At 67.3% G+C, this 22,108-nt stretch carries 20 protein-coding genes, 1 tRNA gene and 3 pseudogenes; 10 read left to right on the top strand and 14 right to left on the bottom strand.

Annotated elements, in window-relative coordinates:
- A pseudogene (locus tag JO059_RS22240) lies at positions 1–387 on the top strand (hydroxylase); the annotation flags it as partial.
- Positions 388–390: 3 nt separating this feature from the next.
- On the opposite strand, the gene JO059_RS22235 reads toward JO059_RS22240, so the two are convergent.
- Both JO059_RS22235 and JO059_RS22230 read right to left on the bottom strand, forming a co-directional pair.
- On the bottom strand, positions 391–708 hold the full coding sequence (locus tag JO059_RS22235) for a hypothetical protein (protein ID WP_293322806.1): 318 nt from the start codon (positions 706–708) through the stop codon (positions 391–393).
- Between the two features lie 86 nt (positions 709–794).
- Positions 795–878 (bottom strand) — tRNA-Leu (locus tag JO059_RS22230).
- 74 nt (positions 879–952) lie between these two features.
- On the opposite strand from JO059_RS22230, the pseudogene JO059_RS22225 reads away from it, so the two are divergent.
- The 4 genes and pseudogenes from JO059_RS22225 to JO059_RS22210 all read left to right on the top strand — a co-directional run.
- Positions 953–1,060 (top strand): annotated as a pseudogene (locus tag JO059_RS22225) (helix-turn-helix domain-containing protein); the annotation flags it as partial.
- Between the two features lie 207 nt (positions 1,061–1,267).
- A complete protein-coding gene (locus tag JO059_RS22220; protein WP_293322810.1) occupies positions 1,268–1,690 on the top strand; it encodes an LAGLIDADG family homing endonuclease in 423 nt (140 codons plus the stop codon).
- 16 nt (positions 1,691–1,706) lie between these two features.
- Positions 1,707–2,087 carry a hypothetical protein gene (locus JO059_RS22215; protein WP_293322804.1) on the top strand — a complete coding sequence of 127 codons (381 nt, stop codon included), beginning with the start codon at positions 1,707–1,709 and terminating at the stop codon, positions 2,085–2,087.
- The gene (locus tag JO059_RS22210; RefSeq protein WP_293322802.1) at positions 2,084–2,434 is read left to right on the top strand and encodes a DUF3817 domain-containing protein; all 351 of its coding nucleotides are present in this window, start codon (positions 2,084–2,086) and stop codon (positions 2,432–2,434) included. The genes JO059_RS22215 and JO059_RS22210 overlap by 4 nt, the downstream gene beginning before the upstream one ends.
- 21 nt (positions 2,435–2,455) lie before the next feature.
- Here JO059_RS22210 and rdgB read toward each other — a convergent pair whose 3' ends face one another.
- From rdgB to clpS, 8 genes are all read right to left on the bottom strand, one after another.
- Entirely contained in the window at positions 2,456–3,085 is a 630-nt protein-coding gene (gene rdgB, locus JO059_RS22205) for an RdgB/HAM1 family non-canonical purine NTP pyrophosphatase (protein ID WP_293322808.1), read from the bottom strand.
- Positions 3,064–3,843 (bottom strand): ribonuclease PH, encoded by a 780-nt coding sequence (gene rph / locus JO059_RS22200; RefSeq protein ID WP_293322800.1) that lies wholly within the window; start codon positions 3,841–3,843, stop codon positions 3,064–3,066. The genes rdgB and rph overlap by 22 nt, the downstream gene beginning before the upstream one ends.
- A 32-nt stretch (positions 3,844–3,875) precedes the next feature.
- A complete protein-coding gene (locus JO059_RS22195; RefSeq protein WP_293322798.1) occupies positions 3,876–4,658 on the bottom strand; it encodes a cyclic nucleotide-degrading phosphodiesterase in 783 nt (260 codons plus the stop codon).
- A gap of 88 nt (positions 4,659–4,746) precedes the next feature.
- Positions 4,747–5,562, bottom strand: coding sequence for a glutamate racemase (gene murI, locus JO059_RS22190; protein WP_293322796.1), 816 nt, complete (start codon positions 5,560–5,562; stop codon positions 4,747–4,749).
- Positions 5,559–6,278 carry a rhomboid family intramembrane serine protease gene (locus JO059_RS22185; protein ID WP_293322794.1) on the bottom strand — a complete coding sequence of 240 codons (720 nt, stop codon included), beginning with the start codon at positions 6,276–6,278 and terminating at the stop codon, positions 5,559–5,561. Before JO059_RS22185 ends, murI begins: the two co-directional genes overlap by 4 nt.
- Positions 6,279–6,330: 52 nt before the next feature.
- Complete coding sequence (locus tag JO059_RS22180; protein WP_293322792.1) at positions 6,331–7,386, bottom strand: P1 family peptidase; 1,056 nt, start codon at positions 7,384–7,386, stop codon at positions 6,331–6,333.
- A 16-nt stretch (positions 7,387–7,402) separates the two neighbouring features.
- On the bottom strand, positions 7,403–7,996 hold the full coding sequence (locus tag JO059_RS22175) for a DUF2017 domain-containing protein (RefSeq protein ID WP_293322790.1): 594 nt from the start codon (positions 7,994–7,996) through the stop codon (positions 7,403–7,405).
- A 25-nt stretch (positions 7,997–8,021) separates the two neighbouring features.
- A complete protein-coding gene (gene clpS, locus JO059_RS22170) occupies positions 8,022–8,339 on the bottom strand; it encodes an ATP-dependent Clp protease adapter ClpS (protein WP_293322788.1) in 318 nt (105 codons plus the stop codon).
- Between the two features lie 75 nt (positions 8,340–8,414).
- Here clpS and JO059_RS22165 point away from each other — a divergent pair, with 75 nt between their 5' ends.
- Positions 8,415–9,731: a nicotinate phosphoribosyltransferase gene (locus JO059_RS22165; protein WP_293322786.1), complete on the top strand. Its 1,317-nt coding sequence runs from the start codon at positions 8,415–8,417 to the stop codon at positions 9,729–9,731.
- A gap of 3 nt (positions 9,732–9,734) precedes the next feature.
- Positions 9,735–11,780 (top strand): ATP-dependent DNA helicase, encoded by a 2,046-nt coding sequence (locus JO059_RS22160; protein WP_293322784.1) that lies wholly within the window; start codon positions 9,735–9,737, stop codon positions 11,778–11,780.
- On the opposite strand, the gene glgP is transcribed toward JO059_RS22160, so the two are convergent.
- Positions 11,777–14,431: an alpha-glucan family phosphorylase gene (gene glgP, locus JO059_RS22155; protein ID WP_293322782.1), complete on the bottom strand. Its 2,655-nt coding sequence runs from the start codon at positions 14,429–14,431 to the stop codon at positions 11,777–11,779. The two genes, JO059_RS22160 and glgP, sit on opposite strands and share 4 nt — an antisense overlap.
- A 342-nt stretch (positions 14,432–14,773) precedes the next feature.
- Between glgP and JO059_RS22150 the strand changes: the two genes are divergently transcribed.
- The gene (locus JO059_RS22150; protein WP_293322780.1) at positions 14,774–16,870 is read left to right on the top strand and encodes an alpha-1,4-glucan--maltose-1-phosphate maltosyltransferase; all 2,097 of its coding nucleotides are present in this window, start codon (positions 14,774–14,776) and stop codon (positions 16,868–16,870) included.
- 6 nt (positions 16,871–16,876) lie between these two features.
- Positions 16,877–19,075, top strand: coding sequence for a 1,4-alpha-glucan branching protein GlgB (gene glgB, locus JO059_RS22145; RefSeq protein WP_293322778.1), 2,199 nt, complete (start codon positions 16,877–16,879; stop codon positions 19,073–19,075).
- A gap of 23 nt (positions 19,076–19,098) precedes the next feature.
- Here the strand turns inward: glgB and JO059_RS22140 are convergent, their stop codons facing one another.
- Together JO059_RS22140 and JO059_RS22135 are read right to left on the bottom strand one after the other, a co-directional pair.
- On the bottom strand, positions 19,099–20,013 hold the full coding sequence (locus JO059_RS22140) for a co-chaperone YbbN (protein WP_293322776.1): 915 nt from the start codon (positions 20,011–20,013) through the stop codon (positions 19,099–19,101).
- 189 nt (positions 20,014–20,202) lie between these two features.
- Complete coding sequence (locus JO059_RS22135) at positions 20,203–21,384, bottom strand: acetyl-CoA C-acetyltransferase (protein WP_293322774.1); 1,182 nt, start codon at positions 21,382–21,384, stop codon at positions 20,203–20,205.
- A gap of 78 nt (positions 21,385–21,462) precedes the next feature.
- Here JO059_RS22135 and mce point away from each other — a divergent pair, with 78 nt between their 5' ends.
- Positions 21,463–21,921: a methylmalonyl-CoA epimerase gene (gene mce, locus JO059_RS22130; RefSeq protein ID WP_293322772.1), complete on the top strand. Its 459-nt coding sequence runs from the start codon at positions 21,463–21,465 to the stop codon at positions 21,919–21,921.
- Between the two features lie 10 nt (positions 21,922–21,931).
- Here mce and JO059_RS22125 read toward each other — a convergent pair.
- Positions 21,932–22,108 (bottom strand): annotated as a pseudogene (locus JO059_RS22125) (hypothetical protein); the annotation flags it as partial.

The following is a 22,108-nucleotide window of genomic DNA, read 5'->3' as shown; positions in this document are numbered from 1 at the left end:
CCCTTCGGCAGCGGGCGCACGTCACCCGTCGCCGCCAGCGACGTCGCCGACGTCATCACCGCGGTGCTGGTGGCGCCGGCGGAGCATCTTGGTGCGGTCTACGAATTGACCGGCCCCGCAACGCTTTCCGTCGACGAGCTGGCCGAGCGGTACTCGCAAGCCCTGGGCCGGCCCGTCACCGGCCTTCGGCCGCCCGATGACGAGTGGCTACGCGAGCTCGCCGCGCTTGGAATGCCGCCGCACGTGGAGCAGCACATCGCCACCATGGCGCGGCTGCACCGCGAGGACCGCTACAACCGGTCGACCGACGATGTCGAGCGCATCACCGGCCGTCCCGCGGAGACCGTGCGGCACTACGTCGAACGGCACCGCGAACTTTTCGGGTGATCGCTACCGGTCGGTGTCGGCGGACAGGTCGGCTTCGCACTCTTTTCGCTTCCGCTGGGCCAGTTTTCGGTCGTCGGCTGCCGCCTGGCGATGGCGGAACGCGGACCTGCGGTGCACTTCCGAATGGGACGCGCCTTGTTCGGCGGTCACGTCTTGCACCATTGCGACATGTTCGTGGTGGCGCGCGGACTCCTCGAAGCTGCGGGCCGCGGAAAGGCCCGCGAGTGCGGCCCGTTCGCGGGCCTGTGCTGCTCGGTTTTCTGCTCGGTCCACCTCCGCGGCCGTGATGGCCTGCTCGAGTGGCTCATGTCCGGTGGCCATGGCACACCTTCCTTACTGCGGTTCAACGCGGTTACCCGCGGAATGCGCGACGAAACGTGGGCACGGCGCCGTGCCGTCCGGAAGAGTGCGGGCGGAGGGACTCGAACCCTCATGCTCTTTCGAGCACCGGCACCTAAAGCCGGCGCGTAAGCCAATTTCGCCACGCCCGCGGACCTAGCGATCTTATCGCTCGCTTGTCGGTGGGGCGGCCTAGCGTGGCCCCCAAACCGACGAAGGACTTTCGATGTGGCCGGCTGAGCAGTTCGAGGCAGCTCAGCGCCTCGTCGCAGCGGGCGTAAACGACTGCGCCATCGCGCGTCAGCTCGGTGTGCCGAGACCGACGGTACGCGACTGGCGATGCCGCCAACAGATTCGGCCACGACTATCGTTTGGATCGAATTGCGGCATCGTTCACGACTTCTCCGCGTTTCCGGCAGCGTCGTACTCCGACATCCTTGGTCTGTATCTCGGCGATGGCTGTGTCTCGCGCAACCGGCGGGTTTGGCGTTTGCGCATCACGTTGGACAAGAAATACCCAGAAATTATCGAGCGCTGTCGGGTGGCCGTCGACTCACTGATGCCCGGCCAGCGTGCATCTGTCGAGCCGCAACCGAGAGGGTGCGTCGTCGTCTCGCTCTGCTCCCAGCACTGGCCGTGCCTCTTGCCGCAACACGGCCCAGGCAAGAAGCACCTGAGGCCGATTCGCCTGGAGCGGTGGCAGGAGCTGCTGGTCGAACAAGCCACCGAGGAATTTATTCGCGGTCTGATCGATAGCGACGGTTGTCGCGTGGTGGCCAATGATCGCGGAGTCCGCAGTGTCCGCTACCACTTCTCCAACCGGTCCGACGACATTCGAGGGCTGTTCTGCGCGGCGCTGGACTCCCTTGAGATTCCGTGGACTCGGCCCAGCCAGTACGTCATCGCCATCTACCGCAAGGCCGCGGTGGCACGCCTCGACGAATTCGTCGGGCCCAAATCGTGAGCGGTACCGTCAAGGGGTGCCAACAACCCCTCGTCGCAGGCCCGCGCTGATCGCGTTGGTGATCGTCGCGGCGTGCGGCTGCCTGGCGCTGGGCTGGTGGCAATGGACCAGGTTCCAGTCGGTCTCGGGCACCTTCCAGAACCTCGGCTACGCGCTGCAGTGGCCGCTGTTCGCCTGGTTCTGCGTTTACGCCTATCGCAAGTTCGTGCGCTATGAAGAGGAGCCACCGCAACCGCACACGAGCGGCGAGATGAGCGAGATACCCGCCGGCCTGCTGCCCGAGCGGCCCAAGCCGGCGCAGCCGCCGCCCGACGATCCCGCGCTGCGGGAGTACAACGCCTACCTGGCCGAGCTCGCCAAAAAAGACGCCGAGAAGGAGAACAGGACCACCGCATGACCACACCCGAGACGCCTGACGCGCCGGCGCCCGCCTTCCCGGTCGAGAAGATCCGCACGGCATTGCTCGCCTACCGGGTGATGGCGTGGACGACGGGTCTCTGGCTCATCGCGCTGTGCTACGAGATCGTCTCGCACCTGGCGTTCCATCACGAGATCCGCTGGATCGAGGTGGTGCACGGTTGGGTGTACTTCGCCTACGTCTTGGCGGCGTTCAACCTCGCGATCAAGGTCCGCTGGCCGATCGGCAAGACCATCGGCGTGCTGCTGTCCGGCACCATCCCGCTGCTCGGCATCATCGTCGAGCACTTCCAGACCAAGGCCGTCAAGGCGCGCTTTGGGCTGTAGGCCCCGCGCGTGCGGCCAGGTTCACGTACGGGGCGCGGCCAAGTCATGAAGCGCAGGCACCAGCAGCGCCAGCGCGCGGCCGCGATGCGACACCGCGTCCTTCTCCGCCGGGCTCAACTCCGCGGCGGTGCGGTCGCTGCCGTCGGGAAGGAACACTGGGTCGTAGCCGAACCCGCCGTCGCCTCGGGGTGCCCGCGCGATGGAGCCGGGCCACTCGCCGCGGACGACCACCGCGCTGGACGCCGAGACCAGCGCGCAGGCCGACACGAACGCCGCGCCGCGCCGTTCGTCGGGAACGTCGCGCAGCTGCGCCAACAAGAGTGAGGTGTTAGCCGCGTCGTCGCCGTGGTGGCCCGACCAGCGCGCCGACAGCACGGCGGGCATCCCGTTCAGCGCGGCCACCTCCAAGCCCGAGTCGTCGGCCACGCACGCCAGGCCCGTCGCGGCGAACGCGCCGCGCGCCTTGGCCAGCGCGTTGTCCTCGAAGGTCGCACCGGTTTCGGGGGCCTCGTCGAACGGCGCCACGTCGTCCAGCGACACCAGCGTCAACCGCGACACGCCCGCGCCGTCGAGCACGCGGCGCAGCTCGGCCAGCTTCTTGGGGTTGCGGCTGGCAACCAGCAGGCGGGTCAGCTGCCGAACGCCTTCGATGGCGTCGGCCCCTCGGGCAGCACGCCCGGGTACGGCTGCTCCAGGGCTGAGCGCTGGTAGGCGAACAACTGGTCGCACGCGGCCAGCGCCACGTCGAGCAGCTTGTCCAGCGTCGAGCGCGGGAACGTCGCGCCCTCGCCGGTGCCCTGGACCTCGACCAGGGTTCCGGTGTCGGTGGCAACGACGTTCATGTCGACCTCGGCGCGGGAGTCTTCCTCGTAGGGCAGGTCGACCCGAATCCGGCCGTCCACAACGCCGACGCTGACGGCCGCGATGGCGCACGACAGGGGCCGCGGGTCCGAAAGCTTGCCCGCCGCGGACAGGTAGGTCACCGCGTCGGCCAGGGCGACGTAGGCGCCGGTGATGGCCGCGGTGCGTGTTCCGCCGTCGGCCTGCAGCACATCGCAGTCGACGGCAATCGTGTTCTCCCCCAAGGCCCTAAGGTCGATGCACGCCCGCAGCGAGCGGCCGATCAGCCGACTTATCTCCTGGGTACGTCCGCTGAGCCGACCCTTCACCGATTCGCGATCGGAGCGCGTATGAGTGGCCGACGGCAGCATTGCGTACTCGGCGGTGAGCCATCCGAGTCCGGACCCCTTGCGCCAGCGCGGTACACCCTCGGTGACGCTCGCGGTGCACAAGACCTTCGTGTGACCGAATTCGATCAGCACCGAACCCGCCGGGTGGTCGGTGAACCCACGGTTGATGACCACGGGGCGAAGCTCGTCGTCAAGGCGGCCGTCTTCTCGTTTGGACACCCAACAACCCTAGCCAACCGAGCGCGGTTGGCTCAGACCCGCTCGGAGCGGCGGACGTCGAAGGTCTCGCCGCACACCACCGCGTGCACGGGGCCGTCGAACTCGGCCTTGGCCTCGGTGATCACGTCCTCGCGCGAAGTCCACGGCGGAATGTGCGTCAGCAGCAGCTCGCGTACGCCGGCCTGCTTCGCGACCCTGCCGGCCTCGGTGCCCGACAGGTGCAAGGCCAACGGACGATCCGGCGCGTGCGTCCAGGAGGCCTCGCAGAGGAAAACGTCGGCGTCGCGGGCCAATTCGACAAGCTGATCGCACATGCCGGTGTCGCCGCTGTAAACGAAGGAGGCCCCGCTGGCGTCCGTGATCCGCAGGCCGTAGGACTCGGTGGGGTGCGCCACCACCCGCGGCAACACCGTGAGGGACCCGAAATGCGCGGGTTCGCCATCCACCCAGTGGTGAACTTCGAAGATGTCCGAGCAGTCGTCGATTTCGCCGCCGTAAGGGGAAGATGCTGCACCCAACCGAGACCAGGTGTCACTGGGCCCGTACAACAGCGACTTGCCCGCGGGGCGCGACGGATGGTAGCGCCGCCACACGAACAGGCCGGGCATGTCCAGACAATGGTCGGCGTGCAGATGTGACAGCAGCACGTTCACGGTGCTGGGGTCGGCGTACCGCTGCAGCGCGCCGAGAACGCCCCCGCCGAAGTCGAGGACCAGCGGTGGGGCATCCGGCGCCCGAAGCAGATAACCCGATGCAGGCGAATCCGGACCCACGACGCTGCCGGAGCAGCCGAGTACGGTTATTCGCACGCACACTACTGTGCCATGCCCGATCGCACGATGGAGAAAACATCACCTCTTTCTTGTGATCAGAATCTCTCGCGGCCGTGTCGGCGGTGTGCCGCTAGTGGACGCGGAAGCGATGAACCGGCTCGACGCCGGTCATCGAGGGTCCCAGGAAGCGCGTCGCCAATCTAGTGAACGCATCGGGATCGCCAGTGGCTTCGAACACTCGGGTGGCCGGCGGCGCGTCATGGGGTCGCAGCAAATCGCGCTCGGTGAGCACCCGAAGCACTTCCTTCGCGGTTTCCTCGGCGCTGGAGACCAGCGTCACGTTGTCGCCCATCGCCAGCTGAATCAGCCCGGAAAGCAGCGGGTAATGGGTGCACCCCAGCACCAGCGTGTCGACCTGCGCGCGCTGCAGCGGCTCGAGATAGCCCTCGGCCAGGCCGAGCACCTGACGACCGCTGGTCACGCCGCGCTCGACGAAGTCGACGAACCGGGGACAGGCCACCGCCGTGACCTCCGCGTCGCGAGCGGCGGCGAACGCGTCCTGATAGGCGTGCGAGTCGATGGTCGCCCGGGTGCCGATGACACCGATGCGGCCGCTGCGGGTGGTGCTGACGGCGCGGCGCACGGCCGGCAGGATCACCTCGATGACGGGGACGTTGTAGCGCTCACGAGCATCGCGCAGGCACGCCGCGGACGCCGTGTTGCACGCGATCACCAGCGCCTTGACGCCCCGGTCGACCAGATCGTCGCCGACCGCCAGAGCGTGGGAACGCACCTCGGCGATCGTGAGCGGGCCATAGGGGCCGTTGGCGGTGTCGCCGACGTAGATCATGTCCTCGTCGGGCAGCTGGTCGATGATCGCCCGCGCGACGGTCAGTCCCCCGACGCCCGAGTCGAAGACCCCGACGGGCGCGAGTGGCGACGTCATCTCTTGGCGCGCCGTGGGCCGGCCTTGCGCGGCGCGCGGGCCTTGCGCGGCGCGCGGGCCTTGCGCTCGGGCGCGGACAACAGATAGGCCGCCACCACCCCGGCGATCGCGCCACACAGGTGGCCCTGCCACGACACGCCACCGCATCTGCCGAGCACAGGCATGGCGCCGAGCAACACGCCGCCGTAGGCGATTAACACGACCAGTCCGATGACGATGTCCCAAAACCGGCGCACGAAGATCCCGAACACCAGCAGGAATGCCAGCCAACCGAAAATCAGCCCGGACGCCCCGATGTGGTCCGTGGGGCCGCAATTGCTGCCCAGATTGCCGATCAGCCAGGTGCCAAACCCGCCCAGAATCCACACGATCGCGGTGGCCCAGACGAACCGAGACAACCCGGCCAGCGTCATGAGAAAACCGAGCACCAGTAGCGGCACGGTGTTGGCCATCAGGTGTTGCCAGTTGGCGTGGAGGAAGGGGGCGAAAATGATCCCCCACAGCCCGTCGGTTTCCAGTGGCCTGATTCCGTTGACGTCCAGCGAATGCCGCGTCAGTTGGTCGGCCAGCTCGACAAGGTATAGCAGCGCCACGAACGTGAGGATCGTCGCCGCGCCGACCATCCACGTCGGCCGCTTCTTCGGCCTGGTTGCTGGCGCCCGCGGATGTCCTTGGGTCAAGCGCCGCTCCTCATGTCGTTCTGCATTGCCGCACATGCTTCGGTCACGTCCACAGCTGCCTTCTGAAGCGCATTCGGCATCGTCCAGGCTAGCTGTGCCTGGGCCAGGGGCCGAAGGCACCGGGCAACACGTCGCGGTAGGTCGGTATTCCGGCGACCGATTGGGCGGCCAGCACCCCCACCAGCACCGCGCGGGCCAGGCAATCGGCCGCCGCGACGCCGATCTCGGTGACCAGCCCCGTCTCCGGCGAGAACGCGGCTGGCGGCGGCTTGTCCGCGACGACCGGCGCCACCTCGACCGCCCCGGTGGCCAGCGCGAAAACCGTATCGCCGTCCAGCGGGGTATGGGCGGGCCGGATCGTGCGGGCGAGGCCGTCGTGGGCCGCGATTGCCACCCGCCGGCAGGCGGCCGCGCTCAGCGACGCGTCGGTGGCCACCACGGCGATCGTCGTATTCAGCGGATGCAACGCCGAGGGCAACTGCGCGAACGCCTCGATCTCGCCCGCGGGCGGCGAAGTGAGTGCGAACTCTTCGATCATGTCCGCCATCCACGGCAGGCCGGTGGCCCGATCGACGACGTCGCCCGCCGAGTTGACGGCGACGACCGCGCCGACGGTGACGCCGGACGGCAAAGTCATGGACGCTGTCCCGAGACCGCCTTTGAGCACACCGGCCCGCGCGCCCACCCCGGCGCCGACGGTCCCCACCGCGATGACACCGCCTTGACCGTCGGCGGCCTCGCACGCCGCATAGCCGAAGTCGGCCGTCGGCCGGCGGTCCCAGCCACCAACCGGCAGATCGAAGATCACCGCGGCCGGCACGATGGGCACCACACCGCCGTCCAGGCGCACGCCGCGTTGCCGCTCCTCCAGCCAGCGCATGACGCCGTCCGCGGCCGCCAGGCCGTAGGCACTGCCACCGGCAAGCAGGACGGCGTCGACGAAGCGCACGGTGTTGGCGGGATCCAGCAGATCGGTTTCCCGGGTGCCCGGCGCGCCGCCGCGGCAATCGACGCCGCATACGGTCCCGGGCGGCGTCAGCACCACCGTGACGCCGCAGGCCCAACCCGCGCCCAACGACGCGTCCGCATCCAGGCGCTGGTGGTGGCCGACCCGGATTCCCCCGACGTCGGTGATTGTATTCATCCGGCCGCCTCGATCATCATCGCCCCATCAAGGCGAGGACCAGGTACTCCTGCAGGACCGTCAGCCACTGGTAAACGTCGAAGTGCACCGCCAGCGGATGGTCGGCCGGCAGGCGATCCGGGCCTTGCGGACCGATCTCGAGCATGACTCCCAGCGTCAATCGAATGTCGTTGACGGCCGCGACCCAGGCGTCGGCGTCTTCGCGGGTCAGCTCGAAACGGCCGCCGTTTTCCGGAACGGTGGCCAATAAGTGCTTTGCCGCAGCACGTTTGGCGTCGATGATCTCCGGTTCGTGCAGACTGCGCAGAGCGGCGTTGAGGCTGTCCGAGGTGTCGGCGGCCGTGGGCGTCCGGTCATCCGGCTGGTGAAAATCGGGCTTGTGGAAATCCGGCAGCAGCCGACGCAATGTCGGATCGCTCGGGGGCTCGGCACTGCCGGTCTTGATGCCCGTGATCTCCTCGAGTTCGTCTGGGGGCGCGCAAGATTCGCGCTCGTCGAGCAGGCCGATCATGGCGGTGACGAGGTTCGTGAGCAGAGCGGCCTCATGTGATGCCAGGGCGGACCGGAAACGGGGGCCGTTTGCGGTGTCGACGCGCTTCCACTTGCGCACAAGGAACCTCGGGCGCCCTCGAACCTCACCTATCCTGCTGCATGGTCGCCCACAAACCAGCGGCATGCAGTTTGGCCACGTCGACTTCCATGGACTCCCGGGTACCCGCCGACACCACCGCCTTGCCTTCGTTGTGGACCTGCAGCATCAACTTGGTGGCGTGCGGTTCGCTGTAGCCGAACAACTTTTGGAAAACATACGTTACATAGGTCATCAGGTTGACGGGGTCGTCCCATACGATGGTGACCCACGGACTGGCCGTGACGTCGACCGGAGCGGCCTCGCGTTGCCCGGTGGTGCCCGGCCGCGATGCGGGCTTGGTGGGCGCTGACGCAACAACCATGCGTTACACGATACCGAGGACCGCCACCCTGCCGCCGGCCGTTCCCGAGTTGCGGTCGGCCGTTACCGTTGCGGAATGAACGAGCCGCTCCTGGCTGGGCTGCTGACCGACAAATACGAGTTGACGATGTTGGCGGCTGCGCTGCGAGATGGCACCGCGAACCGGCGGACCACCTTCGAACTGTTCGCACGACGCCTCCCCGATGGCCGCCGATACGGCGTGGTCGCCGGGACCGGCCGGCTGCTGGAGTCATTGCCGCAGTTCAGCTTCGACGACGACGCCTACCAGCTGCTGGAGCGATTCGTCGACCAACACGCTGTGGATTACCTGCGTGATTTCCGGTTCGCCGGCGACATCGACGGCTACGCGGAGGGCGAGCTGTACTTCCCCGGATCGCCCATACTTTCAGTCACCGGCGGCTTCGCCGAATGCGTGATTCTCGAAACGCTGGCGCTGTCGATCTTCAATCACGACACCGCGGTCGCCTCCGCGGCCGCGCGAATGGTCAGCGCCGCCGAGGAACGCCCGCTGATCGAGATGGGCTCACGCCGAACGCACGAACGCGCGGCGGTCGCGGCGGCGCGCGCCGCGTATATCGCGGGCTTCTCCGCCTCCTCCAACCTGGAGGCCCAACGGCGATACGGGATCCCCGCGGCGGGCACCGCCGCCCACGCGTTCACCATGCTGCATGCTCAGCGAAACGTTCCTCTGGAAATGACTGAGCTGGCCGCGTTTCGTTCGCAGGTCGACGCTTTGGGGGTTGACACCACGCTGCTGGTTGACACCTATGACGTGACGACCGGCGTGGCGAACGCGGTGGCCGCCGCCGGGACTGCGCTTGGCGCGGTCCGCATCGACTCCGGCGAGCTGGCGGTGCTGGCCCGCCAGGTGCGCGAGCAGTTGGACCGGCTCGGGGCCAACGAAACCCGCATTGTGGTGTCTGGTGATCTTGACGAGTTTTCCATCGCGGCGCTGCGCGCCGAACCGGTAGATATGTTCGGGGTCGGAACGTCCCTGGTGACCGGCTCGGGCGCCCCGACCGCGAGCATGGTCTACAAGCTTGTCGAAGTGGACGGCATGCCGGTCCAGAAGCGCAGCAGCCACAAGGAGTCCCACGGCGGTCACAAGGAGGCGCTTCGGACGTGTCGGGCAACGGGCACCATCACCGAGGAGGTGGTGTATCCGGCCGGCCGCCCACCCGAGACCACCGGACCGTCGCGCGTGCTGACCGTCCCGCTGGTGCGCGGCGGCCGGACCGTGGCCGACACCGGTGAGTGCGCCCTCGCCGCGGCGCGCAAGCTCGTCGCTTCGGGGCTGCGCAGCCTGCCTTGGGAGGGCTTGAATCTTTCGCACGGCGAGCCGGCGATCCCCACCACTCACATCCCGGCGTGAGCAATGTCCGACGTCTCGGTCCTTGAGCTCCTCGCCGTCGCCGTCGCAGCGATCGGCGGCAGCGGGCGCAGCGGCCAGCAGGAGATGGCCGCCGCGGTGGCAGAGGCCTTCCAGACGGGCGAGCACCTCGTGGTGCAGGCCGGAACCGGCACCGGCAAGTCGCTCGCATACTTGATTCCCGCGATTGTCCACTCGCTGCGCGACGAGTCACCCGTCGTCGTGTCGACGGCCACGATCGCGTTGCAGCGCCAGCTGGTCGACCGCGACCTACCCCGACTGGCCGACTCGCTGGCCGATTCTCTGCCCCGCCCGCCGCGGTTCGCATTGCTGAAGGGACGACGAAACTACCTGTGTCTGAACAAGGTTCACAACGGTGGCACCGCCGATGCCGACGGCGACGACGGCGCTCGCCGGCCGCAGGAAGAACTTTTCGACGCCATGGCGGTCACCGCCCTGGGGCGCGATGTGCAACGGCTCACCGCTTGGGCGTCGACGACCGATTCCGGTGACCGCGACGACCTGAAACCCGGTGTGCCGGAGCGATCCTGGTCCCAGGTCAGCGTTTCTGCGCGGGAATGCCTCGGCGTGGCACGCTGCCCCTTCGGCTCCGAGTGCTTCTCCGAACGGGCGCGAGGCCGAGCCGGCGCCGCCGATATCGTCGTCACCAACCATGCGTTGTTGGCCATCGACGCAGTCGCCGACTCGGCGGTGCTGCCGGAACACACTCTGCTGGTGGTTGACGAGGCGCACGAGCTGGTGGACCGCATGACGTCGGTGGCCACCGCCGAGTTGACGCCGGAAACCCTCGGCGCCGTCGCCCGGCGGATCACCCGCCTGGTGGATCCGGAAATCATCCAGCGGCTGGAGGCCACCGTGGCGAACTTCGCCGCGGCCATCCACGACGCTCAAATCATCAGGCCGGGGCGGATCGATCGCCTCGATGACGAGATGGCGACCTACCTGGCGGCGCTGCGCGATGTGGCCGCCACGGCACGATCGGCGGTCGACATCCGACCGGATTCCAGGGCCGATTCGCGGGCGGCGTCGGCACGCGCCGAAGCCGTCGCCGCGCTGAGCGAGATTTCCGACACCACGTCGCGAATATTGACGTCTTTCGCCCCGGCCATTCCCGAGCGCACCGACGTGGTGTGGCTCGAGCAGGAGGACAACCGCGGGCCGCCGCGCCCCGTGCTGCGAGTGGCGCCGCTATCGGTCGCGGGGCTGCTGCGCGAACGGGTGTTCTCGCGTTCGACCGCGGTGCTGACATCGGCAACACTGACCATCGGGGGATCCTTCGACGCAATGGCCACGGCGTGGGGGCTGAGCGGAGTCGACACTGAAGACGACTCGGGAGACCGGCCACCGTGGCGGGGCCTCGACGTCGGGTCTCCGTTCCACCATGCCAAGGCCGGAATCCTCTATGTCGCAGCCCATTTGCCGCCGCCGGGCCGCGACGGCACCGGCTCCGCCGAGCAGCTCGCCGAAATCGCCGAGCTCATCACCGCCGCTGGTGGTCGCACGCTGGGCCTGTTCTCGTCGATGCGGGCCGCCCGGGCCGCGGCCGAGGCCGTGCGGGAACGGTTGCAGACACCCGTGCTGTGTCAGGGCGACGACAGCACCTCCGCGCTGGTCGAGCAATTCAGCGCCGACGAGGAGACCTCGCTGTTCGGAACCCTGTCCCTGTGGCAGGGCGTCGACGTACCCGGGCCTTCGCTGTCCCTGGTGTTGATCGACCGCATCCCGTTCCCCCGGCCCGACGACCCGCTGCTGGGCGCGCGGCAGCGCGCGGTGGCCGCCCGCGGCGGAAACGGCTTCATGGCCGTGGCCGCCGCCCACGCCGCGCTCCTGCTGGCGCAGGGGTCCGGTCGGCTGTTGCGTCGTGACACGGACCGCGGCGTGGTCGCGGTGCTCGACTCCCGGATGGTCACCGCCGGCTACGGCGCCTACCTGCGTGCTTCCCTTCCGCCGTTTTGGCAAACGACCAATGCGGCACAGGTCCGCGGGGCTTTGGAACGTCTGCGGACCGCCTCGGAGAGGCTGCCGGGTTAGCGAGCAAGTGTGACTAGGCCTAGCTCGTTGGCGGCGGCGAGCATGGGATGAAGGGGCAGCACGCGAACGGTGTACCCGACAGCCCCGGCCAGCGGCAGCGGTGTGGTGGTCGCGAAGACCTGGTTGCCGCCTTCGGCCGTGCCCGTATACGACATCTCGACGGTGATCGGGTCCAGCAGCACATCACCGGAATCAACTCGGCCCACCACGGCCTGCACCGTCACCTCGTCGTGGGCGAGCCCGGCCAGCTGCACCGTTGCGGTCAGGGTCAGCTTCGAACCAAGCACCGGAGTGTCCGGCAGGCCGGTGCTGTCGACGTCGGTGATTTCGATCCTGGGCCATGCTTCCTCAACGCGCCGACGGTAGGCGGCCAGCTCACGAGCGGCGCCGAATTGGCCTTCCGCCGCGTCAGTTTCAGCGCCCGCGGAGGATGCGACCGTCCGGCGTAGCGATTGCGCGGCCGGAGCGTAATACTTCTCGACGTAGTCGCGCACCATGCGGGAAGCGAGGACCCTCGGGCCCAGGGTTTGCAAGGTGTGGCGCACCATTTCGATCCACCGGGGCGGCACGCCGTGTTCGTCACGCTCGTAGAACTTCGGTGCCACCGCCTGTTCCAGCAGGTTGTAAAGCGCGCTGGACTCCAACTCGTCGCGCCGCGCTTCATCCGCCACGCCGTCGGCAGACGGTATGGCCCAACCGTTTTCGCCGTCGTACCATTCATCCCACCAGCCGTCGCGGATGGACAGGTTCAGGCCGCCGTTGAGCGCGCTCTTCATGCCCGAGGTACCGCAGGCTTCCAGGGGCCGCAGCGGGTTGTTCAGCCAGACGTCGCAGCCCCAGTACAGCAGCCGGGCCATTGACATGTCGTAGTCGGGCAAAAAGGCGATGCGGTGGCGCATCTGCGGCCGGTCGGCGAAACGCACCACCTGCTGGATCAGCGCCTTCCCGCCGTCGTCGGCCGGGTGCGACTTGCCGGCCACGATCAGCTGGATGGGCCTTTCCTTGTCGAGCAGCAGCTGTTCCAGGCGATCGGGGTCGCGCAGCATCAGCGTCAGCCGCTTGTACGTCGGCACCCGTCGGGCAAACCCGATGGTAAGCACGTTCGGGTCGAAAGCCGTTGATATCCAACTCAATTCGGCGTCTGACGCACCGCGCTCCAGCCACGAACGGCGCAGTCTCACCCGCACGTCCTCGACCAGCAATGACCGCAATTCCGAGCGGATCCACCACAGGTGACCCGGGTCTACCTGTTGAAGTCGCAGCCACACGCCCGGGTCGGAGAACGAGTCGGATCCGGCCAGCTCGCGCCCGAGCTGCAACCACTGCGGCGCCGCCCAGGTAAGCGCGTGAACACCGTTGGTGATCGACCCGATCGGCACCTCGTCCGCGTCGAAGCCCGGCCACAGCTCGTTGAACATCGCCCGGCTCACCCGGCCGTGCAGCAACGAAACACCGTTGGCACGTTGCGCCAGGCGCAGTCCCATATGGGCCATGTTGAATTTGGTCGGGTCGTCCTCGGCGCCGAGTGCAACTATCCGGACGGTGGGGACCCCCGGCAACAGGGCAGGCGCATCCTTGTCATCCCGGTCGTCGCCGGGACCGCCCTCCGTCCGGTCATCGAAGTAGAGCCGAATCATGTCGACCGCGAACCGGTCGATGCCGGCCGGGACGGGGGTGTGGGTGGTGAACACGGTGCTGGACCGCACCACCGTCAACGCGGTGTCGAAGTCCAACCCGGAATCGGTCATCAACTCGCGGATGCGTTCCAACCCGAGGAAACCGGCGTGCCCCTCGTTCATATGGAACACCTCGGGCGGGAGCGATCCTTCGATGGCGCTGAACGCGCGGATCGCGCGCACGCCGCCGATGCCGGCCAGGATTTCCTGCCGCATCCGATGCTCCTGATCGCCGCCGTACAGGCGGTCGGTGACGCCGCGCAGTTCATGCTCGTTCTCGGGGACGTCGGAATCCAGCAACAGCAGCGGAACACGACCGACCTGCGCCACCCAGATCCTGGCCCGCAGCTGGTCGGAGTCGGGAAGTGTCAGCTCCACCAGCGCCGGATCGCCGGTCGCAGTGGTGAGCAGCCGCAGGGGCAGCCCCTGCGGATCCAGTGCCGGGTAGGTCTCGTTCTGCCAGCCGTCCGCGCTCAGCGACTGCCGAAAGTACCCGGAGCGGTAGTAGAGGCCGACCGCGATCAGCGGCACCCCGAGGTCGGACGCGGACTTCAAGTGGTCGCCCGCAAGGATGCCCAAGCCGCCCGAGTAGTTGGGCAACACCTCGGCGACGCCGAACTCCATGGAGAAATAGGCGATCGCCGTCGGCATCGCCTCGGCGTCGGAGCATTCGTCCTGGCGCTGCTGATACCAGCGGGGACGGCTCAGGTAATCGTTCAGGTCGGCGGCCCGCTCATCGAGCCGGCGCAGGAATTCTTCGTCGAGCGCCAACTCGTCGAGCCGTGCGGGGTTGACCGCTCCGAGCAACGCAAACGGATCACACCCGCACCGCACCCACAGCGTCGGCTCAATGCTCGCAAACAACTCCTGTGTCGGTTTGTCCCAGGACCACCGCAAATTGGTGGAGAGCTGGTCGAGCGCGGCGAGACGATCCGGCAAATGCGCGCGGACGGTAAAGCGACGGAGAGCTTTCACACGTCATTACCTTACTGACGATTCCGACGCTCGCAGGGCGACCGACTGACCGTTTGCGTCCGGGTGTGTGACCGGACACTAGGGTGGGTATCGGGTACTTGTTGGGGCTGCAACGATGCTTCCCCTTCGGTTCGAAGTGCCCCACGACAAGAAGTTTCGCCAGACGCAAAGGCATTCCGCGGCATTCCGCGATGGAGCACACCGCGGTTTGGCCGCACACAGTCGGAAGGGCTTCGGTGAGGTCCGGGCGGATGAGGAACCGGAGAAATGGAACGGCTTCGGTGACGATGTCCGCCCGCGAAGCGGGCGGATGAGGAACCGGAGAAATGGAACGGAGTGATTGTGCCCGGTCGTGTCGAGATCGATAACGTCGAGCCCGTCGTCTCCTGCGGCACCTACCCCGCCAAGGCCGTGGTGGGCGAAATCGTCCCGGTGAGCGCGGCCGTGTGGCGGGAAGGCCACGAGGCCGTGGCGGCAACGCTCGTCGTGCGCTACTTCGGGCGCAGGTACCCGCAGGTGACGGAGACCCGCCATCTCAAGGCGGTCGAGGCTCCCGAACGCCCGGCTTCGGCGGTCGCGGGCAGTGCCGTCAAGGAGCAACGGGTCAAGCCGCTGCTACTTCCGATGACGGAGGGGCAGGAACCCTACGTGTTTCACGGCCAGTTCACCCCCGACCGTGTGGGCCTATGGACCTTCCGCGTCGACGGGTGGGGCGACCCCATCCACTCGTGGCGACATGGTTTGATCGCGAAGCTGGACGCCGGCCAGGGCGAGACGGAACTGTCCAACGACCTGCTCGTCGGCGCGAAACTGTTCGAGCGTGCCGCGACCGGCGTTCCGCGGGCGCGGCGCGACCCGCTGCGGGCGGTGGCCGAAGCGCTGCGGACACCCGGCGACCCGGTCACCCGCACCGCGCTGGCCCTGAGTCCCGAGATCGAAGAACTGTTGGCCGCTTACCCGTTGCGGGATCTGCTCACCCGCGGCGAGCAGTTCGGGGTGTGGGTGGATCGGCCGCTGGCCCGGTTCGGCGCGTGGTACGAGATGTTCCCCCGCTCGACCGGCGGGTGGGACGCCGACGGAAAGCCGGTACACGGCACCTTTGCCACCGCCGCCGAGCAGCTTCCGCGGATAGCGGACATGGGCTTCGATGTCGTCTACCTGCCGCCGATTCATCCGATCGGCAAGGTCCACCGCAAGGGCCGCAACAACTCCCCCGCCGCCGCTCCCGGCGATGTCGGATCGCCGTGGGCAATCGGCAGCGACGAGGGCGGCCATGACGCCGTTCACCCGGACCTGGGCACTATCGACGACTTCGACGAATTCGTTGCCGCGGCAGGCGATCTGGGCATGGAGGTGGCCCTGGATCTGGCGCTGCAATGCGCGCCGGACCATCCGTGGGCGCGCGAACACCGGCAGTGGTTCACCGAATTGCCGGACGGGACCATCGCCTATGCCGAGAATCCCCCCAAGAAGTATCAGGACATCTATCCGATCAACTTCGACAACGACCCCGCTGGTCTCTACGACGAGGTGTTGCGCGTGGTCCGCCACTGGGTCGATCACGGCATCAAGTTCTTTCGGGTCGATAATCCGCACACCAAGCCGCCGAATTTCTGGGCCTGGCTGATCGGTCAGGTCAAAGACAGCGACCCGGACGTGCTGTTTCTGTCGGAGGCCTTCACCCCGCCGGCCCGTCAGTACGGCCTGGCCAAGTTGGGCTTCACCCAGTCCTACAGCTACTTCACCTGGCGAACGGCCAAGTGGGAGCTCACCGAGTTCGGCAACGACATCGCCGCACTCGCGGACTTTCGCCGACCCAACCTGTTCGTCAACACCCCCGACATCCTGCACGCGGGACTGCAGCACAACGGCCCGGGTATGTTCGCCATTCGCGCGGTGCTGGCGGCAACCATGGGTCCGGCCTGGGGCGTGTACTCCGGGTACGAGCTGTTCGAGCACCGCGCCGTGCGGGAGGGCAGCGAGGAGTATCTGGACTCCGAGAAGTACGAGTTGCGTCCCCGCGACTACGCGCGCGCGCTCGCCGAGGGCAGATCACTTGAGCCGTTCATCAAGCAACTCAACATGATTCGCCGCGTGCATCCCGCGCTGCAACAGCTGCGGACGATCCATTTCCACGGCGTGGACAACGACGCGCTGCTGGCCTACAGCAAGTTCGACCCGGCCAGCGGTGACTGCGTGCTGGTGGTGGTGACCCTCAACGCGTTCGGTCCCGAGGAGGGAATGCTCTGGTTGGACATGCCGGCTCTGGGTATGGAGCCCTATGAGCGGTTTTGGGTACGCGATGAGATCACCGGCCAAGAATTTCAGTGGGGGCAATCAAATTATGTTCGCATCGACCCCGCGCAGGCGGTCGCACACATCATCAACATGCCTCTCATACCGTACGAATCCCGAAGCACTCTGCTACGCAGGAGATGAGTTGCTATGAGCCGAGCCGACCAACTCGCCGGAGTCAACCTGGCGCCCGACCCCGCCGACCTGGCGCGACTGGTGGCCGGTGCCCATCACAACCCGCACAGCATCCTCGGCGCCCACGAATACGGCGACCACACCGTCATCCGGGCATTTCGTCCCCACGCCCGGGAAGTCGTCGCGCTCGTCGGTGGGGAACGGTTCCCGCTGCAGCACATTGAGGCCGGCCTGTTCGCCGTGGCGCTGCCGTTCATCGACCTGATCGACTATCGGCTGCAGGTGACCTACGAGGGCTCCGACCCGTACGTCGTTGCCGACGCCTACCGTTTCCTGCCGACGCTGGGTGAAGTCGACCTTCACCTGTTCAACGAAGGCCGCCATGAGCGACTCTGGGAGGTCCTCGGCGCCCATCCTCGGTCGTTCAAGACGGCCGACGGCGTCGTGACCGGGGTGTCGTTCGCCGTTTGGGCGCCCAATGCCAAGGGCGTCAACTTGATCGGCGAGTTCAACGGCTGGACCGGAAACGACGCGCCCATGCGGGTGTTGGGTTCCTCCGGAGTGTGGGAGCTCTTCTGGCCCGATTTCGCGGTGGGTGGGCTGTACAAGTTCCGCGTTCACGGCGCCGACGGTGTCGTCAGCGAACGGGCCGACCCGTTCGCCTTCGCCACCGAAGTGCCCCCGCAGACCGCATCGCGCGTGACGAGCAGTGAGTACACCTGGCAGGACGCCGACTGGATGGCGCGACGCGCGCAACGCAACCCGGTGTTCGAGCCGATGAGCACCTACGAGGTCCACCTCGGCTCGTGGCGTCCCGGACTCAGCTATCGCCAGCTCGCCCACGAGCTGACGGATTACGTTGTGGAGCATGGGTTTACCCACGTGGAACTGCTACCCGTCGCCGAGCATCCATTCGCCGGGTCATGGGGATACCAGGTCACGTCGTACTATGCGCCGACATCGCGATTCGGGACACCGGACGATTTTCGGGCGCTGGTCGACGCCCTGCATCAGGCCGGGATCGCCGTCATCGTGGACTGGGTGCCGGCGCACTTCCCCAAGGACGCCTGGGCGCTGGGACGATTCGACGGCACCCCGCTCTACGAGCACTCCGACCCCAAGCGTGGGGAGCAACTCGACTGGGGCACTTACGTTTTCGACTTCGGGCGCGCGGAGGTGCGCAACTTCCTCGTGGCCAACGCCTTGTATTGGCTCGAAGAGTTCCACATCGACGGCCTGCGGGTGGACGCGGTCGCGTCGATGCTCTACTTGGACTACTCCCGTCCGCCGGGGGGCTGGACCCCGAACATCTACGGTGGCCGCGAGAACCTGGAGGCGGTGCAGTTCCTGCAGGAGATGAACGCCACTGCCCACAAAGCCGCCCCCGGGATCGTCACCATTGCCGAGGAGTCGACATCGTGGCCCGGGGTGACACGGCCGACCAACCTTGGCGGCCTGGGCTTTTCGATGAAATGGAACATTGGTTGGATGCACGACACGCTCGGCTACATCAGCCGCGACCCGATCCACCGCAGCTACCACCACCATGAGATGACGTTCTCGATGCTGTACGCATTCAGCGAGAATTACGTTTTGCCGCTCAGCCACGACGAGGTGGTGCACGGCAAGGGCACGCTGTGGGGGCGGATGCCGGGCAACAACCACGTCAAGGCGGCCGGTCTGCGCAGCTTACTCGCCTACCAGTGGGCGCACCCGGGCAAGCAATTGTTGTTCATGGGACAGGAATTCGGCCAGCGCGCCGAGTGGTCCGAGCAGTACGGGCTAGATTGGTGGCAGCTCGACGAACAGGGCTTCTCGAACGGAATCTTGCGTCTGGTGCGCGACCTCAATGACATCTATCGCGGCCACTCGGCGTTGTGGAGCCAGGACACCGTGCCCGAGGGATATTCGTGGATCGACGCCAACGATTCCGCAAACAACGTGCTGAGCTTCCTTCGTTACGGCAAGGACGGTTCGGTCATGGCCTGTGTGTTCAACTTCGCGGGAGCAGAGCATAGCGGCTATCGACTGGGCCTACCGTCGGCCGGCCGCTGGCGCGAGGTTCTCAACACCGACGCAACGGTTTACAACGGCTCGGGCATCGGCAACATGGGAGGCGTCGACGCCACCGAGGACCCGTGGCACGGCCGCCCCGCCTCCGCGGTGCTGGTGCTGCCGCCCACCTCGGCGTTGTGGCTAGAACCCGAGCTTTAATACGACGAGCGATCGGCGACGGATCAGTAGAGCGCGTTGGCCAGGTTGCGCCGACCGGCGACCACCTCGGGGTCGGTCGGATCGAAAAGTTCGAACAGTTCGATCAGCCGCGTCCTCACCCGGGTGCGCTCGTCTCCGGATGTGCTGCGCACCAAGGCGATCAGGCGGTCGAAGGCCGCGTTCACCTCGTGGTTGAGGATCTGCACATCGGCGGCCGCGAACGCCGCATCGATGTCATCAGGGCCGGCATCGGCGACGGCGACGGCGTCCGGACGCTGTGCCGTGGCGCGCATCAGGAAATCGATCTGCCGGATCGCGGCCTTCGCCTCGGCGCTGCTCGGATCGGCATCCAGAATCGCCTGATACGAAGCTTTGGCGGCGCCGAAATCGCCGGACTCGAGCTGTTGACGTGCCCGGTCCAGCTCGGGATCGACCTCGCCGGCTACGCCGTCGTAATCGCTTGGCCCCCTTAACTTTCCGGCGGTCGCTGAAAGCAGCGAGTCCACCCACCGACGCAACTCGTCGGGCGGCTGCAGGCCCTGGAAGCTGGAGAGCGGCTGCCCGGCGGCCAACGCCACCACGGTGGGGACCGCTTCGACACCGAATATCTGGGCAATCCTGGGCGTCACATCGACGTTGACGGCCGCCAGCGACCAGCGGCCGCTGTCCTCCGCGGCCAGGCCGGACAGCGTCTCGAGCAGCTCGACGCAGGCGTCACTACGCGGAGACCACAGCAGCACGACGACCGGTACTTCGTCGGACCGGATCAGCACCTCGGCTTCGAAATTGGCCTCGGTGACTTCCGTCGTGCCCGGGGTCGGCGTGCCTCGGCTGTCGGGGCCGGCCGCCGAGGCCTTCTGCTGGGCTCGCTGCTTGAGACCGGACAAATCGACCGCACCGGCCATCGCGGGCCCGATCGAGGATCGCGGACGCGTCACGCCGTCAAGTCTGTCATGCGCTTCGGCTGCCGATCCAGCCGGTGGCGGTGAAGCTTTCGTCGACAGCGTGCCTTCCGCGACCGTGGTCGAGACCGCTTGATCAGCTGATATGACGAAAATCACACTTGGCGGCGTGGCTGTCCGCCAGCAACGCCGCCGAAGGCGGGCGCGGCGCTGGCAAGAGCCGGGCTAACCGGCCCGGAGGATCAGCGCGTCGCCCTGGCCGCCGCCTCCGCACAAGGCCGCAACGCCGTAACCCGAGCCGCGGCGCGCCAATTCAAGGGCAACGTGCAGGGTGATCCTGGCTCCCGACATGCCGATCGGATGCCCGACGGCTATGGCGCCGCCGTTGACGTTGACGATCTCCGGGTCCACGCCGAGTGCGCGCGTCGAGGCCAGCGCAACCGCCGCGAACGCCTCATTGATCTCCACCACATCCAGCTGGTCAACGGCGATGCCTTCGCGGCCAAGCGCCTTCTTGATCGCGTTGGCCGGCTGCGCCTGCAGCGTCGAATCGGGACCGGCCACGACACCATGCGCTCCTATCTCAACAAGCCACGTCAGCCCGAGGTCCTGTGCCCTGTCCTTGTTCATCACCACGACGGCAGCCGCACCGTCCGAGATCTGCGACGCCGAGCCGGCCGTGATGGTGCCGTCCCTGCGGAACGCCGGCTTGAGAGCGGTCAGGGATTCGGCGGTGGTGTCGGCGCGGATTCCCTCGTCCTCGGTGAACTGCAGCGGATCCCCCTTGCGCTGGGGGATATTCACCGGCACGACTTCGTCGGCGAAGACCCCGTCCTTCCAGGCGGCGGCCGCTTTCTGGTGCGAGCGGGCGGCGTACTCGTCCTGTTCGGCGCGGGTGAACTTGTCGGCGTCGTTGCGCTGCTCGGTGAGGGCACCCATGGGTTGGTCGGTGAACACGTCGTGCAGCCCGTCGTAGGCCATGTGGTCCACGACGGTGACGTCGCCGTATCTATAACCCGCGCGGCTGTCCATCAGCAGGTGGGGCGCTTTCGTCATGGATTCCTGGCCACCGGCCACCACCACGTCGAACTCTCCGGCGCGAATGAGCTGGTCGGCGAGCGCGATCGCGTCGATGCCGGACAGGCACATCTTGTTGATGGTCAGCGCCGGAACGTCCCAGCCGATCCCGGCGGCCACCGCGGCCTGCCGTGCGGGCATCTGGCCGGCCCCGGCCGTCAACACCTGGCCCATGATCACGTATTCCACCGCCGACGCCGGCAGCTTTGCCTTCTCCAGGGCGCCGGCGATCGCGATGGCGCCCAGGTCGGCGGCCGAGAAATCCTTCAGGGAACCCATCAGCTTGCCGATGGGTGTCCTCGCTCCAGCAACGATCACCGACGTCGTCATGGGTACCTCCTGGGCGTGCGCGGACGGGTGGTTCGGCCACCCCGCGAAGCGCAATCGTTGCCGCCACGTTACCGTGGAGTGATGACGACCGATCAAGTTGACGCCCGTCAGTTGCTGGCAACCTCCTTGGTGACCGGCCTCGATCACGTCGGCATCGCGGTCGCCGACCTGGATGCTTCGATCGAGTGGTACCACGACCACCTCGGGATGATCCTGGTCCATGAGGAAGTCAACGACGATCAGGGCATCCGCGAGGCGATGCTCTCGGTGCCGGGCACCACCGCGCAGATCCAGTTGATGGCCCCGCTCGATGAGACGTCGGTGATCGCCAAGTTCATTGACAAGCGCGGGCCGGGCATCCAGCAGCTGGCCGTTCGGGTCAGCGACCTCGAGAGGCTCAGCGAGCGGCTGCGTTCGCAGGGCGTCCGGTTGGTCTACGAAGCGGCCCGCCGCGGCACGGCGAACTCGCGGATCAACTTCATCCATCCCAAGGACGCCGGCGGGGTGTTGATCGAGCTGGTCGAACCGGACTCGTAACACCCAGCTGTCAAGACCAGCGTCGGGTCGGGGCGCGAGTTGCTCGGTTGGCCCAGCACGGACTGTGCCAGTGTCGCCGGTCATCCGCGCCGGCGAGCGGCGAATCCGTCGGCCACACCACCACGTGTGCCGTGCCGGAACGGATCTCGTGATCACACCCGGGACACCGATAGTTCTTGACCGCTCG

Source organism: Mycobacterium sp. (assembly GCF_019247615.1).
Taxonomy (GTDB): domain Bacteria; phylum Actinomycetota; class Actinomycetes; order Mycobacteriales; family Mycobacteriaceae; genus Mycobacterium.
Note: the sequence above shows the minus strand (reverse complement) of the source record. Positions and strands in the feature narration are given on the sequence as shown.

Bases quoted from the DNA above. Each gene is read 5' to 3' on its own strand.
- JO059_RS22235 (WP_293322806.1), bottom strand. From the start codon at position 708: ATGGCCACCGGACATGAGCCACTCGAGCAGGCCATCACGGCCGCGGAG.
- JO059_RS22210 (WP_293322802.1), top strand. From the start codon at position 2,084: ATGACCACACCCGAGACGCCTGACGCGCCGGCGCCCGCCTTCCCGGTC.
- murI (WP_293322796.1), bottom strand. From the start codon at position 5,562: ATGACGTCGCCACTCGCGCCCGTCGGGGTCTTCGACTCGGGCGTCGGG.
- JO059_RS22185 (WP_293322794.1), bottom strand. From the start codon at position 6,278: ATGTGCGGCAATGCAGAACGACATGAGGAGCGGCGCTTGACCCAAGGA.
- JO059_RS22180 (WP_293322792.1), bottom strand. From the start codon at position 7,386: ATGAATACAATCACCGACGTCGGGGGAATCCGGGTCGGCCACCACCAG.
- clpS (WP_293322788.1), bottom strand. From the start codon at position 8,339: ATGGTTGTTGCGTCAGCGCCCACCAAGCCCGCATCGCGGCCGGGCACC.
- JO059_RS22165 (WP_293322786.1), top strand. From the start codon at position 8,415: ATGAACGAGCCGCTCCTGGCTGGGCTGCTGACCGACAAATACGAGTTG.
- JO059_RS22160 (WP_293322784.1), top strand. From the start codon at position 9,735: ATGTCCGACGTCTCGGTCCTTGAGCTCCTCGCCGTCGCCGTCGCAGCG.
- glgB (WP_293322778.1), top strand. From the start codon at position 16,877: ATGAGCCGAGCCGACCAACTCGCCGGAGTCAACCTGGCGCCCGACCCC.
- JO059_RS22135 (WP_293322774.1), bottom strand. From the start codon at position 21,384: ATGACGACGTCGGTGATCGTTGCTGGAGCGAGGACACCCATCGGCAAG.